Source organism: Rickettsiella endosymbiont of Dermanyssus gallinae, assembly GCF_019285595.1.
In the GTDB taxonomy this organism is placed as follows: Bacteria; Pseudomonadota; Gammaproteobacteria; order Diplorickettsiales; family Diplorickettsiaceae; genus Rickettsiella_B.
Genome location: NZ_CP079094.1, coordinates 751,771 through 766,721, shown reverse-complemented (window position 1 = coordinate 766,721; position 14,951 = coordinate 751,771). Strand labels below are relative to the sequence as shown.

Below are 14,951 nucleotides of genomic sequence, written 5' to 3'. Positions count from 1 at the left end.
CATTACATCCTATCGTAGCCGGCAATAGGATGCAATTCATACGCATAGCTGCTAATTTTAAAACAGCATGCATGCTGTTTTTTTATACCTTATCAATCTCTCAATTGAATTTTCAATGCGCTAAAATTAAGTATTTTTTTGAATGTTTGGTTTCGCCCAAGATCCGGTTATATGATAGCTTGTCTCCGCAATTTTTTGCACCGTAGAACCCAATACTGCATTAGCAACCCAAGTAATAGCCCCGGCAATAGGACCACCAGCTAAACCGACGATGACGGGTAAACTCGATGTAAAATGCGGTAATACTTTAATCCTTAAATCATAATCTTTAGTCTGCAATCCAACACGCCCTACAATACTAATCGCTGCGACAGACCCTTCGATAGTGACATCGCGTGTAATCGCATTGCCAGCCCTTAAAGTAAAGTGTCCCTGCATGCTAGTAAAATCAAAACCCTTTGCCTGCAAATCACTAAAATCTAACTGCAAACGTCGACCTAAACTTTGCAAACTTAAAAAAGTTAGCAATCGACCAAAACCAAGTTTAGCTTCTGCACTGGATCCAATATCAACAATCTGACCATTCGCTGCATTAAAAGAAAAACTACCCTGTAGTCTAGCAAGATTGACGTCATAGGGCGCACCTGGCCATTGCAAATTGAATCGAATATGCGCTTGCTCAGCGCTAATACTAGCGGGTAATCCCCAACTACGTAAAAAACCACTTAAATCAGGACTATCTAATTGTCCTATGAATTCAGTTTTTTTATTTTCTTGTCTATGCCAAACACCATTGGCTATTAAATGATAACTCGTATTGCCTGCCTGTAATCCTCTAATGGCAATACCCGCTAAAACGGGACGTAATCTTAACTGTACTTTGCCAAAATCCATTTCATTGTAACGAACATCTTTAGCGTTCAAGTTAATCGCTGGAATTTGTTTAAAACTCCAATCACTGTGTGAAGATGACTCGGAACCTAAAATAAGCGAATCAAAATTTGCTTCTATAGCCTGATCTTTATTATTAGGAATTAAGACACTACCCTTGGCTGTTTTATTATTAATCAAAAATCGCCAACCTTTTCCTTCCGGGCTCAATAAGGTATCAATACCATCGTAGTTAATAGCTAACTGTGTTTTAGGTACCGATTGAATACCAATTTTAATCGGTTTATTCCAGAGTAAGCCCATTAAATTTTGGGCTTGCACACCCGTTTCAGACAAAGAAAATTGGCCTTTTAAATCATCGATTTGAATGTTATGTGCAGGAATATTGGCTTTGGCGTTTTGTGTTATACCTGTACCGGCTACTTTTAATTTTTCTTTTCCTGACTCCAATGGAATACTAAGCTGCAACGCTAACTTTAAAGGTCCTGTCAGCGCTAAGCTTGTTAAGCCACCCATATCTTTTGCTAAAGGTGTTGCTTGTAAAAAAGCCAAGCCTTTTTCTAATTGCGTATTAATGGTATCCGTTGCAATATGCAACATGGCTTGCACATGTGTTTTAATCAATGGGATATTCGCGCGAATATCCTTTAAATCCACACCAAACGTTTCTGCAGAATCCACCACCATCTGCATTTGACGGCCTGAAAAAACCAGTTCGCCATTAATATCCTGTAAATTTGGCCAACCAGATTCATAATGCAATTCGGCATTATGAATTGTTGTATCAATTAAAAAAGTACCGTCATTTTTGTCGAAGGGAAATTCAGAAAGAGCGCCTTGTAGTACGACACTACCATCGCCTTTACCTTTTATAATGGCACTATCTAACCACTGCACTAACTCATGCCCTACAAACGGCAATGGTAAATAAGCGCCAATTTGAGAAGGTCGCTTGGTTTTAACATGCGCTAACAAATTAATTTTTGGGCTTGTATCATTTGCCGGGATTAATAAACCCATTTGTCCATTCGCCGACGCATCGGCGTTAAATGCAGAAAATTTTGTTACTTTTATTAAGGTTGCATCCGTTGTACGTTGCCAATTTAACTCACTGTATAAACTATCAAGGTGAATGGGTGCTTTGAATAGTTTCTTAAAATCTACATCCAAATCCCTTGAATGCGTAACAAAAATTCCCGAAGTCGGCGTGATATGGGCATACGCATTTAACCCTTTAACGCCCGGTATTTTTTTCCAAGCTAAAAAACCTAAATTTTTTACAATGGCATTAACAGACCAGTTGTTATCAGATGCGGACTGCCATTCTATATTGGCAGAAAAAGGCATTAAGGTAAGAGGCGGTTGTCCGGCAATCTGTACAACACTGTTTTCAGTATGTGTGACTAAAGCCTGTATCTTAGTAAAATGCGCTTGCTGCCAATCTGACCAGAGTTTAAAGCTAGCAACACCCTGTTGAATGATATATTTTTTTGATAATAAAGCCATCCATCTATCGAGCAAAACGGCGTGTCCCTCAAGATAAAACTGGCCTTTTATATTATTTAGCGAAGCTTCTGCTGATCCTGTCATATCAGCAATTAACGTTAAATTCTCTGGCTCTGTTCCTATAGATTCTAATTGTGCGCTTACATAATGATGATTATTTTTATTTTCTATCGCTGCACTCAGTTGCATCTCAGGCCATTTTTCGCCCGATGCCGGATAATAGGTTAATTTTATATCTTGCAAACTTAATTGTGGCTCTAATAACCATCCTAAGAGTGCATTAATGTCATTAGAGGGATCCTTATCAGACTGAGCCAAGATGGCATTAAACCCATTGACGGTGAATTGATTATCTTTTGTTTGATGAATCACTAATTCGGTACCCAGACCTCTCACTTCACCTAATTTAATACGGCCTGTTAGAAGCGTTTTTAAAAGATTAATACCTACATCTAATTGTTTTATCTGGAATAGAGGCTGCGTACGTGAATCATTCCAAATAGTAACGTCTTCGCCCTGTAAAACGGGTCGTAACCCCCGCCAAATCACTGAGAATTGCTTGATCTGTACCGGTTTATGCGATAAATCAGCCGTAAAATGTTCAATAGTTTGCGTTTGGTGATTTAAAAAAGGCGTTAAAAGTCGACCCACAACGACAACCAGCGCAATAAAAACCAAACTACTGGCTAAAAAAACCACCGCAAAACGAGAGAGTGAAAAAAACAAATGTTTCATGCGCGCACAACAAAATGATGACAACCTAATTCGGTTTATATTGCTATGAACCCTAGTCTTAACGCTAGTGTAGAAAATGCTGAGGAAAAATCGAATGCTCAATCTAACACAGATAAAGTATTTTTAAAAAAATACTTTATTAAGCGAGTAAACTTATTAAAATTAGACCTTTCAGCCTATCCCTTGCTCAAACTCTAAACAATTATTAGCCGCGCGACTAAATAACAATGCCGTAAAGAAAACATAGAATGTTCCCTGGGTCACATCCAGCAACCAGGAGTTAAATAAACAACCTACCGCTATAGCGACGACCACCGCTTGCGCAAAATTTTTCGCAAACCAAGACAACCTAAAACTTTGCTGCCAATGCGATATAAATAAAGCTAATAACACGATAATACCTAATAACCCAAATTGAACGCCGATATTCAAATATTCATTATGTGGATTTTTGGTTAGCCATTCATTTTCTTTAGCGACTGAAGCATAGCCTTTAGTAAAACTACCTGTGCCTGTACCTATCCAAGGGTGTTTAGAGAATAACTGCAGGCTGTTCCTATAGAAACTTAAACGCAAGCCGGTTGAGGTATTCTCTTTCCCTTTATCATATTGTTGAATTTCTTGGTGTACTGTAAAAAAACGATCTTTAAAATGTGATGGTAATAGCAATGTGCCGCCTAATAAAAAAACAGACAGCAATAAAGCCACACTAAATCCCTTCCAGGAAACTTTCTGCCAGCTTAACAATAAAAGTAAGCTGAAAAAAACAACGTATCCCGATCGGCCTAGATTAATAAATAATACGTTAAATGACGCAAGTAAAAATAAAACAATAAAAACTAAACGCCATTTTTTATTTAAAAATGCCAGTAAAGAATAGGCATAACTGGTAAATGCTAACAAGAATCCCGTAAAGATATGATCTTTAAAAACACCTGAATCGCCACTAAAGCGATGCAAAATATCCCAACCAAAAAACTTAAGATAGGAAAATAATAAAGTTAGGGTTGCAGCCCATAAAAAAGCAAAAAACGCATAATAACGTGTTTTTTCATCGCTAAAAACTGAAAATAAAAAGAATCCTAAGAGAAACTTACTATATTTACTTAAGGTATATAGTTCTTCTGACCATGAGGCAACGCTATAGCCGATACGCACTATAAATAAAGAGAAAAAAACGATAAACATCAATGCCATACGATTAGTACGTAACACTTCAGCATGTTTTTTCCAATCCCCTGCGAGGAGACAACAAACAACACTGGCGATAAAAAAAACTTCCAGTGCGGCCGTTGACAACGGTAAAACAAAAGCTGTAATAATGGCAAAAATTTGACTTAAGTGCTTAAAACTATTCTTAAGACCCGATATCTTTGTAGCAAGGGTACTAGCAGACATGAATATTTCCTATAATTCTTTAGCGTGTGCTTGATATAAATAAATTAATTTTACATAGCGATAGAAAACGCCCATGGCATTGGAGACAGCTAATATAAATCCTTCTCGCCCATCCAGAAAACCTAGACGTATGAAATAACCGCGAATAAAGCACCACGCGCCATGCAAACCTGCTTTAAGCACACTGGATTTTTTACCACGTTGATACGCAAGTTGCGCGCCGGATGTTGAATAGCTATCTAACTTAATCAGCATTTGACTGATATTTTTAGTAGTCTGATGAAAAATAAAATGTTTCAGATAGCCTAAATGATGATAATTGACGATTTTTTCATGCACAGGCACGGGGCTAAACTGAATCTTTAGATGGTTTTTAAATAAACGCACGATCCTATCATTACCCCAATCGCCATAATGAATTTTCTTTCCACAAAAATAGGAAACTCGCTTTATACTATAGGCATCCTGACAAATTTTTGAGTTAGAAATAATTTGCTTTATTTCAACGATTAACGCCTCGCTCAATACCTCATCCGTATCAATCGATAAAACCCACTTTCCTTGTGCTTTGGCTAAAGCGCGATTTTTTTGCGCCCCAAACCCAGGCCAATCGGTGGAAAAAACATTTGGTGTATATTCTGAACAAATTTCCAGTGTATTATCTGTGCTACGTGAGTCCAATACGATAATTTCATCTGCCCATTTAACGGACTCCAGACAAAAGCGAATATCGCTGGACGCGTTTTTGCTAATAATAATGACACTTAATTGCATTAGTAAAAAATGCTGGGTGAAGATGAAAAAAAGAATACACCAGACTTAAGCGAAAACCCAGTGCTTTTTACAAACTTATTTTAAGATACTGCTACAGGCTCTCGTACCGTATCCGTTAACTGTTGAATAACCGCAATCACTTGTTGCGCGGTTAAATTTTCCAGACAACGACTTCGACTTTTTGTATGTCGCTCACAACCTTCTTGAAAACAAGGCACACAGGAACCACCCACGCCTTGAATTAAATACACATTATTTCTTTGTTGCGATCCTTTATGAACAAACGGATTACTCAATGAGTTCCATGCTTTTGGCCATGGCCCCCATTTTACCGGATTAGTCGGCCCAAATAAGGCTATTGTCGGTATACCTACAGCGGCTGCCATATGTGTCACAACGGTGTCAGGACCAATATAAAGTTGACTATGGTGTAATAAAAATGCCAGCTGGCTTAAACTGAAGCATCCCACCGTATTAATGGCATTACCTTTTAGATGCGCAAGTATCTCGCTGACTATTTTTTTTTCTTGTTTGGTATTCCCGCCGCTAAAAACAACGGTATAACCACGCATCTGCAAACAATGTGCCAGCTGTAACCACCCTTGCAGCACCCATTCTTTATAAGAAAATTTGGGCATAATATGTAATACAGCCATTTTTTGATCAGCAACGTCAATATAGTTTGCAACCCGCGCCGCATCTTGTTCATTCCAAGCTAATACAATCTCAAGGGAAGGCGTTAATTGCAGAATTTCTGCTAACCGTAAATTCATTACGACGGTATGGGTTGATAAATTATCAAACTCGACTGCCTTGGAAAGCAAACGCGATTTCCACCATCGGCTTTTATCCTCACTTAGCATACCCACACGATAATGCGCAGCAAAAAAAGCATACAGTGTTGATTTATCATTCGGTAAGGTGGAGATTGAAAGATCGTAAGCACGGAAAATCTTTTTTATTAAACGACAATGGGAAGAAAAGTGAGGACGTTCTTCTATGGAAATAACAGTCCGTATATCCTTATTATTAGCCAGAATAGATTCTGTACCCTTGAATACTAATACATCGATTTGCGCATCGGGCCAATGATGCTTAAACGTTCGAATTAAAGGCGTCACCAACAAAACATCGCCAATGCGGCGCATGCAAATAATTAAAACCCTTCCTGAGTGAATTTTATCCATAAAAATAAACACACGTCATGGCGAGGCCGGAACGAACGTGAAGGCCGTGGCCATCCAGGAAAAAATTAAATCCTATTACTGGGTTGCCGCGCGCTACGCGCTCGCAATGACGATAATAACTTTATGCGCTTATGCGCAAAGGACGAAAATATAAACTAGCTATCCTTTGAGATATCTACTCTCACATCGCCAAAACATTGTATATTATAAAATTCGTCTTTTAAATCTTTAAACCATTTAACACGCGAATCTATTCCAATAATCTCACGAATAATTTGAAACATTTCCGCATAAGGATGATTACAAGCAAAGTCATGTTCAAAACTTGTACCATCGCTCAGTGTAATCGTTACTTTACTCATATTACGCCCTTTTTCGGTAACACTTGCCAGGCCTCTGCGCACCTCTAGCTGACAAAGTGATATGAAGTGGTGAAATGGTGCTTAAATTTTCGATTAACCATGCATTTAAGCAGGTATCTTCCCCTGTGATACGCACAACAATTGGCTCTTGAATATGCGCGGCTATTTTAGGCGCAATACGCTGTTTAAATGTTGTACTTCCCGAATGCGTAGATAGACTTCGCTTATTACTTTCTTTACCAAACATAATACCCCCTTGGAACCATTTTCTTCAGATTGTGTATAAACTTGCCATTTTCAGATCGTTTAACTTGTTTTATGATCTGCAATTATAATTATCTGGCTTAAAGCATTATTTTAGTTTTGATAACACAATCCCTGTTACTTACGCTTAATACGCTTCGCACTTGAATTTTTTGCTGTGTTGCCAAAAATCCTATTGCTGTGAATATATTTTTTAGCTTTTGTTTTCAAGAATTAGATATGAAGCTTAACTAAGTAATCAGTTCCTTTCTGTACTCGGCTAATTTATATTTTAGAAAGGTTTCAATGCATAAGTCTGAACTCACTCTATTACCAACCACCAAATGTAGTGTTTATTTTTTTTATGGCAACTACATATTGTGAGTGTAGTTTTACTTACATTGTTTTATACAAACACGTATAACAACTTTAGCAAAAGATTGCATTATTCACAAGTTTTCAAAGGTTTCCTCACAACTTATAAAACAGTTACACACTGCATTGTTAGCTAAAATTTTTAAAGCAAGCTGTTTTATACCTAAGCTAAACGAGTGGCAAATCGCTGATAATAATACAACCCAATGTTCAAAAAAACGAATAAATCACTCTGTGTAGTTCATGTATAATCCTGGGTGTTAGTCAGTAATTAGCAAAGGATAAAGAAGTGAATCAAATTTTCACCTGGCATGGATCTTTCTTTCAACTCCCCCAACTTAAAAAGGGCTAAAATAATAATGAAATATAATAAAAACCTAGGTAAGCCAATAAAGACAGAAACCCTTATAGACTTATATCTCGGCTTGTACCACAAAACATACATAGAGCTTGACCCTTTTGAGCCACTTTTTAATCAGAACAGTGTTGAAGCAAACATCAGCACCTTTATTGAGAAGTGCATGGGGTTTGCTGTTCTAAATACCTTAAAAAAATGGGTATTAAAGAAGTCATATTACTTGGCAGAATAAATGATAGATCAGTTCCTGGAAATATTTCACGATACCGTGCCCTATGCGTTGCAGATGTTCGCTTTCCTATTTTTCTACATCTGGGAGGCCTTGGTGGAACAACGCTGTCTTTCTATCAGAAGACAGCGGAGATGATTAGCGCAAGAGGGGAAAGTGCCTATTTAACCTCTTGCTCGTTTGATTCTTTTGTAGAAACTGAACCTACTTTAGCGGCTGTATCACCTTCTGAAGCACTAGCATGCTTGAACAATTACGGTATCTTTCCGCTTACTGCCAAAACATTGGGCGATGCGAATTATTTAGGTATCACTTTAGGTCAGCCAGATCAAACAAGTAGTAACGCGCATAACTTTTTTCTACAACCCATAAACTACGGTGCTATATCCAGGGAAAAACTTATAATATTTAAAGAATTATTACTCAGCGAATTAAAAGAAATAGTGAGGCGTGATCCGCTCTTTGCGCATTACGGTCCAGCAGCATACGCTAGTGATTCTATTACAATAACTGGAAAAGGTTTTGGCAACCAGGGTAAGCCCGCATTTCGCGGCGTTGCTATGCAACGTTACAAGCTGATGGTAAAAAACATTGCAGATTTGCTTGCTAAATTTACATCGGATCAATATACAGAGCAGTATTGTACCAAAATCGATGAATCTATTCTAAACCACATGTCTAGTTTTTCTACAGCGTTACGGAAATATATTGTAAAATGCTCACCTGGAGAAACGCTTGAAAAAAACCTTGATGATCCCTTAATGAGTTCCTGTTTAGGCGATATTGAACCGTCCCCGATTTTACTTTCAAGGCGCTTAAAGATTCCAGTTAGATTACCTAACCCTACCCTAGCGGTATCAAATGAGAACTATGACTTAGTTGAACTCTTGCAACTTCCTGCAGGACCTGATGGGCATCGACATGATCCTGTGACGCGTCAACCTTTTCATTTAAATCAAATTGTTCCCGCTCAGGATCTGGCAGATAAAATAGCGGCGGTGGCGATAATACAAGAAGAGCCAGTTAATAACCCCGCGGAGCCTCAGATATCAACACGTCTAAGCTAACAAACTTAGACGTGATCACTAATAGCCACTTTATGCGGTATTTTTAATGCCGCATATCGATGGGACTTATTCTTAGTAGTTTTTGTAATACTGGCCACATAAACGCACTGACAATTAAAGAAACCCATAACCAACGAAGCTGAATCGTTACCTTAAGCATTGATTGAATCCAAGCAAGCAAGCCGGCATAAATAAGCAACAACATAAAAACGAACAACATTTGTTGTGTTAGAGGGAACATACGAAATTGCAAATGAAAACGATAAGCTAAAAAAGTAATCACGCATAATGCAAGACTGTGTTCGCCCAAATAACTGCCATGTAGTACGTCAATAATTAAGCCAAAGCTCCACGCTAAGGTCAAATGAATATGTTCAGGTAAAACCATCACCCAATAAATTAAAATCAGCGGTAACCATAAGGGATAAATTAATGCCAGTGTTGGCGTTAAAGGCACAATATTTGCCATGACTGCGAAAACAAAACTAAAAATAAGCAGCAAATACGTAGAGAAGTAAAGCGGTTTCATAAGATACCTACTTTTTAAGTGTTTTGGAGTGCGGCGGCGCCACTTTTGCAGCAGCACCTGCGGATTTATCAGACCAAATCAACAACACAGGTCTATTACGATTTAATTGTGCACTCGGCGTCACTTGTATGCTGGCAAATTGTGTAGCAACATTCACCTTGACAGAACTAACCAGACCGACTGGATAACCCGGTGGATAATGCCCACCTAAACCGGATGTCACTAAAAGATCATTCACTTTGATATCTACCGTACCCGGTGTATCCCGCAATGTTAACTTAGCTAAGCGTCCTCTACCCACTAAAATACCTCTAGCATCGCTACGTACATCTTGCACAGGAATAGCACTGCGAAAATCTGTTAGTAACAACACGCGACTGGTTAATAAATCCACGCTGATCACTTGTCCCATAATACCATCGGCATCAATAACGGGTTGTCCTATATAAACACCATCGTTCTGTCCTTTATCGAGAAGCACTTCATTCAGTAACGGGTCAGCGTTGACCAACAATAATCGTGCTAATTCTATGCGTTGTTTTTTTAGATGTTCAGACGCCGATAATAATTGACTTAGTTGCCTATTTTCACTTTCTAAGGCATCAAAGCGTTGTAATTTTGCTTCAAGAAATAATTGCTGTGACTGTAATTTTATATTGTCGGTACGTAATACGCTTTGTGTTGTGACACTTTGATCCACTTTATTCAAGAGGCGAAGCGGCGCATCAATGACATACTGTAGAGGCGCTGCGGCATTATTTAAGATGCGACGCAGCGAAGGAAGATAATGGTGATAATCTAATAGCAGTAATACTATCGATAAAACAATGAAGAAACCCAAACGTAACCATAATGGGGTTCTTCCTTGATTAAATAACAGCTTAATGACAAATCCCTATTAGTCTTTGACTAAGAAGCCGCCACCCATTTCATCAATAATTTCTAGTGCACGCCCACCGCCGCGCGCAACACAGGTTAAAGGATCTTCCGCAACAACCACTGGCATACCTGTTTCTTCAGCAATTAAGCGATCGAGGTTTCGCAGTAAAGCGCCTCCTCCGGTTAATACCATCCCGCGTTCTGAAATATCGGCGGCCAATTCAGGCGGCGTCTGTTCTAAGCCGGTACGAATAGCACCGATAATATTGGAAAGTGGCTCTTGTAAGGCTTCTAAAATTTCATTACTCGTCAATACAAACGCTCGAGGAACACCTTCTGAAATATTTCGTCCCCGTATTTCCATTTCACGCACTTCAGGCAATGCAAAAGCAGTACCAATTTCGTGTTTAATTCTTTCCGCGGTGGGCTCACCAATTAAGCTACCGTAGGTACGTCGCACATAATTAACAATCGCTTCATCAAATCGATCACCACCAATACGTACGGATTGCGCATACACCACGCCACCTAAAGAAATCACGGCAACTTCTGTTGTTCCGCCACCGATATCAACCACCAAAGAACCACGTGCTTCATCCACGGGCATCCCGGCACCGATAGCCGCCGCCATTGGCTCTTCAATTAAATACACTTCCCTTGCACCAGCCCCTAAGGCTGATTCCCGGATGGCTCGCCGCTCTACTTGCGTTGAACCACAAGGAACGCAAATCAATATACGGGGCGCGGGACGTAAAAAACGATTTTGGTGCACTTTATGAATAAAATGCTGAAGCATCTTCTCTGTCACGAAGAAATCGGCAATAACACCGTCTTTTAAAGGACGAATGGCATTAATGTTACCGGGCGTACGGCCTAACATGCGTTTAGCTTCCCAGCCCACCGCCAGTACAGAGCGTTGATTACCTTCCTCCATACGAATCGCAACGACGGAAGGCTCATTCAGCACAATCCCCTCGCCACGCACATAAATCAAGGAATTTGCTGTACCTAGATCAATGGAAATGTCTTTAGAAAATAATCCGCGGAATTTGCTTAGCATAAAGTGGGTACCTATCTCTAGAAGCGTCTAACTACACAATATAGTGTGCGCTGTAGCACTTTAGCAAATAGGGGAGATTTTATGCAAGTATGGGAGTATAATATGCACTTTTTTATAGCAACTTAATTAAAAAATGACGATAACACTTGATGACGTAAATAAAGTAGCTAAATTAGCTAGCTTAAAAATCGATAATGAAGAAGCGGCCCATTACTTGGAAAATCTACAAGGGATTCTTAAGTTAGCCGGCCAAATGGACGCTGTCGCGACTGAATCGATTCAAGCGATTGCACATTGCTTTGACGTTCCACAATGTTTGCGCAGCGACGAAGTCACTGAAACCAACCAGCGGGATCGCTTACAGCAACTCACCGAACAAGTTCAATCAGGCCTTTATTGCGTACCACCAGTTATAGAATAACGAAGAGATTAATTACATGCACACAGCGACACTCACTGAGTTATCGATTGCTCTGAAAAATAAAAAAATATCCAGTAGAGAGCTTACCGAACATTTTCTTGCTCGTATTAAAAAATATGATCCGCAGATAAACAGTTTTATTACCGTCACGGCTGAACAAGCCTTACAACAAGCGGATCGTGCCGATGAACACTATAACAAAGGCATTGCAGGCCCATTAACGGGTATTCCCATTGCGCACAAAGATATTTTTTGCACGGATGGTATTAAAACCAGCTGCGCCTCTAAAATGCTCGATAATTTCATTGCGCCTTACGATGCCAGCTTAGTCACCACCCTCAAGCAAGCGGGCACTGTTTTATTAGGCAAAACCAATATGGACGAATTCGCCATGGGTTCATCCAATGAAACCAGTTTTTATGGCTGTGTAAAAAACCCCTGGGATCTCACACGTGTACCAGGTGGTTCATCTGGCGGATCAAGTGCGGCTGTCGCGGCCAGGCTAACACCCGCTGCAACCGGCACCGATACAGGTGGTTCTATTCGACAACCGGCTGCGCTTTGCAATCTTACCGGCTTAAAACCCACTTACGGGCGTGTATCACGTTATGGTCTTGTTGCTTTCGCATCGAGTCTTGATCAAGCTGGCCCGATGACACAAACCGCAGAAGATGCCGCCTTATTAATGAATGCGATGGCCGGTTTTGATAAAAAAGATTCAACTAGCATGAATGAACCGGTGCCGGATTATACGCAGTCACTGAACGATTCTTTAGAAGGCCTGAAAATTGGCTTACCTAAAGAATATTTTTCCGCGGATCTGGACCCCAAAATAGCCAGCTGTATAGAAAAGGCCATTAAACACTACGAAAGTTTGGGCGCCAGCATCCATGCCGTCAGCTTACCGAACTGCCATCTCGTCGTTCCGCTGTATTATATTATTGCTTCTGCTGAATGTTCCTCAAATTTAGCGCGTTACGATGGCATACGTTATGGTTACCGTTGCAGTAACCCCAAAGATCTGCGTGACTTATATGAGAGAACACGTGCCGAAGGTTTTGGCGATGAAGTAAAACGACGAATTTTAATGGGCACTTATGTTTTATCGGCTGGTTATTACGATGCTTATTATATAAAAGCACAAAAAATCCGTGCCTTGATGATTCAAGACTTTGAACAAGCCTTCAAACAGGTAGATATTTTAATCGGGCCTACCACACCCAGCACTGCCTTTAAATTAGGTGAAAAAACTAAAGATCCTGTCAGCATGTACCTTTCTGACATCTACACGATTGCCGTTAACCTGGCTGGTTTACCGGCGATATCCATTCCAGCCGGTTTTAGCGATGGACTTCCAGTGGGTATGCAGCTGATTAGCCCGGCTTTTACAGAAGCAAAACTACTCAATGTTGCGCATCGTTACCAACAAATCACTGATTGGCATAAAGAACTACCGGAGAATTTTAAATAATGACTTCCGCTGATTATAAAAATAGCCCAGAAACATCATGGGTACCTGTTATAGGACTTGAAGTCCACGCACAATTAGCCACACACTCGAAACTGTTTTCAGGCGCTGCGACCGCCTATGGCGCTGATCCCAATACACAGGCCTGCCCTATTGATTTAGCCTTACCCGGCGTACTTCCCGTACTCAATGCGGAAGCGGTTAACATGGCGGTTAAATTTGGCTTAAGTATTGAAGCTAATATTCCATCCTATTCTGTTTTTGCACGAAAAAATTATTTTTACCCTGACTTGCCTAAAGGCTATCAAATTAGCCAACATGAACATCCTATTGTAGGAAACGGGCAATTAACGATTGAATTAGAGAATGGTGAACATAAATCAGTTCGTATTACACGTGCACATTTAGAAGAAGATGCGGGCAAATCCATCCATGAAGGATTAGAAGACATGAGCGGCATCGATCTCAATCGTGCCGGTGTCCCTTTATTGGAAATCGTTTCAGAGCCCGATTTAGCTTCACCCAAAGAAGCCGTCGCCTACCTTAAAACATTGCATACATTGGTACGTTATTTAGAAATTTGTGATGGCAATTTACAAGAAGGCTCTTTTCGTTGCGATGCCAATGTCTCGGTACGCAGGGAAAATGGCCCCTTAGGAACACGTGTAGAGATTAAAAATTTGAATTCATTTCGTTTTGTTGAAAAAGCCATTCAATATGAAATCGACAGACAAATTCAAGTGTTAGAAAACGGTGGCACTATCCAACAAGAAACGCGCTTGTATGATTCCGATAAGCAGGAAACACGCACGATGCGTAGTAAAGAAAATGCGAACGACTATCGTTATTTTGCTGATCCCGATTTATGCCCTGTGGGATTAAGCACTGATTTTATAGACGGTCTACGTCAAACATTACCTGAACTACCGCATAAAAAAACCCAACGCTTTCAAGAAGCCTATGAACTCAGTGCCTATGATGCCAGCTTACTCACCAGTAGCCGTGAATTAGCCGATTACTTTGAACGTGTCGCTCAACAAAACATTCCTGCGAAACTAGCGGCCAATTGGGTCATGGGCGAACTTTCTGCTGCATTAAACAAGGATAATTTAAATATCAGCGAGTCTCCTGTAGCGGCAGAACGATTAGCTGGCTTATTACAGCGTATTGCGGATCATACAATTTCTAGCAAAATTGCGAAGGACATTTTTTCGGCGTTATGGGAAAGTAAAAAAACAGCGGATGATATTATTCAAGAACAAGGGTTACGCCAAGTCACGGATCAAGCTGCGATTGCTAAAATTATCGATGAAGTGTTAGCCGCACATCCGCAACAACTGAGCGATTATCGTGCTGGAAAAGATAAGCTCTATGGCTTCTTCGTCGGCCAAGTGATGAAAGTATCCGGCGGAAAATTAAATCCACAACAACTCAATAACTTACTTAAACAAAAACTAGATTCATAATAT

General features: G+C 39.9%; 13 protein-coding genes. 4 read left to right on the top strand and 9 right to left on the bottom strand.

Features of this window, described 5'->3' with window-relative positions; translation table 11 throughout:
• Nucleotides 1-126: 126 nt before the first annotated feature.
• The 6 genes from KX723_RS03880 to KX723_RS03855 form a co-directional block, all read right to left on the bottom strand.
• Nucleotides 127-3,132, bottom strand: coding sequence for a YhdP family phospholipid transporter (locus KX723_RS03880; protein WP_218814753.1), 3,006 nt, complete (start codon nt 3,130-3,132; stop codon nt 127-129).
• 171 nt (nt 3,133-3,303) lie between these two features.
• Nucleotides 3,304-4,530, bottom strand: coding sequence for an O-antigen ligase family protein (locus tag KX723_RS03875; RefSeq protein ID WP_218814752.1), 1,227 nt, complete (start codon nt 4,528-4,530; stop codon nt 3,304-3,306).
• A gap of 9 nt (nt 4,531-4,539) precedes the next feature.
• Entirely contained in the window at nt 4,540-5,304 is a 765-nt protein-coding gene (locus KX723_RS03870) for a glycosyltransferase family 2 protein (RefSeq protein WP_218814751.1), read from the bottom strand.
• 80 nt (nt 5,305-5,384) lie between these two features.
• Nucleotides 5,385-6,452 (bottom strand): glycosyltransferase family 9 protein, encoded by a 1,068-nt coding sequence (locus KX723_RS03865; RefSeq protein WP_218814750.1) that lies wholly within the window; start codon nt 6,450-6,452, stop codon nt 5,385-5,387.
• Nucleotides 6,453-6,646: 194 nt separating this feature from the next.
• A complete protein-coding gene (locus tag KX723_RS03860) occupies nt 6,647-6,853 on the bottom strand; it encodes a hypothetical protein (RefSeq protein ID WP_218814749.1) in 207 nt (68 codons plus the stop codon).
• A 1-nt stretch (nt 6,854) separates the two neighbouring features.
• Complete coding sequence (locus KX723_RS03855) at nt 6,855-7,100, bottom strand: hypothetical protein (protein ID WP_218814748.1); 246 nt, start codon at nt 7,098-7,100, stop codon at nt 6,855-6,857.
• Between the two features lie 924 nt (nt 7,101-8,024).
• Between KX723_RS03855 and KX723_RS03850 the strand changes: the two genes are divergently transcribed.
• A complete protein-coding gene (locus tag KX723_RS03850; RefSeq protein ID WP_218814747.1) occupies nt 8,025-9,125 on the top strand; it encodes a hypothetical protein in 1,101 nt (366 codons plus the stop codon).
• A gap of 43 nt (nt 9,126-9,168) precedes the next feature.
• Here the strand turns inward: KX723_RS03850 and mreD are convergent, their stop codons facing one another.
• The 3 genes from mreD to KX723_RS03835 are packed head-to-tail and all read right to left on the bottom strand — an operon-like array spanning nt 9,169 to nt 11,593.
• Nucleotides 9,169-9,654, bottom strand: coding sequence for a rod shape-determining protein MreD (gene mreD, locus KX723_RS03845; protein ID WP_218814746.1), 486 nt, complete (start codon nt 9,652-9,654; stop codon nt 9,169-9,171).
• A 7-nt stretch (nt 9,655-9,661) separates the two neighbouring features.
• Nucleotides 9,662-10,534 carry a rod shape-determining protein MreC gene (mreC, locus tag KX723_RS03840; RefSeq protein ID WP_218814953.1) on the bottom strand — a complete coding sequence of 291 codons (873 nt, stop codon included), beginning with the start codon at nt 10,532-10,534 and terminating at the stop codon, nt 9,662-9,664.
• 18 nt (nt 10,535-10,552) lie between these two features.
• Entirely contained in the window at nt 10,553-11,593 is a 1,041-nt protein-coding gene (locus tag KX723_RS03835; protein WP_218814745.1) for a rod shape-determining protein, read from the bottom strand.
• Between the two features lie 133 nt (nt 11,594-11,726).
• Between KX723_RS03835 and gatC the strand changes: the two genes are divergently transcribed.
• The 3 genes from gatC to gatB are packed head-to-tail and all read left to right on the top strand — an operon-like array spanning nt 11,727 to nt 14,948.
• Entirely contained in the window at nt 11,727-12,014 is a 288-nt protein-coding gene (gene gatC, locus KX723_RS03830) for an Asp-tRNA(Asn)/Glu-tRNA(Gln) amidotransferase subunit GatC (protein WP_218814744.1), read from the top strand.
• A 16-nt stretch (nt 12,015-12,030) separates the two neighbouring features.
• Nucleotides 12,031-13,485 carry an Asp-tRNA(Asn)/Glu-tRNA(Gln) amidotransferase subunit GatA gene (gene gatA / locus KX723_RS03825; protein ID WP_218814743.1) on the top strand — a complete coding sequence of 485 codons (1,455 nt, stop codon included), beginning with the start codon at nt 12,031-12,033 and terminating at the stop codon, nt 13,483-13,485.
• Nucleotides 13,485-14,948, top strand: coding sequence for an Asp-tRNA(Asn)/Glu-tRNA(Gln) amidotransferase subunit GatB (gatB, locus tag KX723_RS03820; protein ID WP_218814742.1), 1,464 nt, complete (start codon nt 13,485-13,487; stop codon nt 14,946-14,948). Before gatA ends, gatB begins: the two co-directional genes overlap by 1 nt.
• Nucleotides 14,949-14,951 lie beyond the last annotated feature (3 nt).

Bases quoted from the DNA above. Each gene is read 5' to 3' on its own strand.
- KX723_RS03880 (WP_218814753.1), bottom strand. From the start codon at position 3,132: ATGAAACATTTGTTTTTTTCACTCTCTCGTTTTGCGGTGGTTTTTTTA.
- KX723_RS03875 (WP_218814752.1), bottom strand. From the start codon at position 4,530: ATGTCTGCTAGTACCCTTGCTACAAAGATATCGGGTCTTAAGAATAGT.
- KX723_RS03870 (WP_218814751.1), bottom strand. From the start codon at position 5,304: ATGCAATTAAGTGTCATTATTATTAGCAAAAACGCGTCCAGCGATATT.
- KX723_RS03865 (WP_218814750.1), bottom strand. From the start codon at position 6,452: ATGCGCCGCATTGGCGATGTTTTGTTGGTGACGCCTTTAATTCGAACG.
- KX723_RS03860 (WP_218814749.1), bottom strand. From the start codon at position 6,853: ATGAGTAAAGTAACGATTACACTGAGCGATGGTACAAGTTTTGAACAT.
- KX723_RS03855 (WP_218814748.1), bottom strand. From the start codon at position 7,100: ATGTTTGGTAAAGAAAGTAATAAGCGAAGTCTATCTACGCATTCGGGA.
- KX723_RS03850 (WP_218814747.1), top strand. From the start codon at position 8,025: ATGGGTATTAAAGAAGTCATATTACTTGGCAGAATAAATGATAGATCA.
- mreD (WP_218814746.1), bottom strand. From the start codon at position 9,654: ATGAAACCGCTTTACTTCTCTACGTATTTGCTGCTTATTTTTAGTTTT.
- KX723_RS03835 (WP_218814745.1), bottom strand. From the start codon at position 11,593: ATGCTAAGCAAATTCCGCGGATTATTTTCTAAAGACATTTCCATTGAT.
- gatC (WP_218814744.1), top strand. From the start codon at position 11,727: ATGACGATAACACTTGATGACGTAAATAAAGTAGCTAAATTAGCTAGC.
- gatA (WP_218814743.1), top strand. From the start codon at position 12,031: ATGCACACAGCGACACTCACTGAGTTATCGATTGCTCTGAAAAATAAA.
- gatB (WP_218814742.1), top strand. From the start codon at position 13,485: ATGACTTCCGCTGATTATAAAAATAGCCCAGAAACATCATGGGTACCT.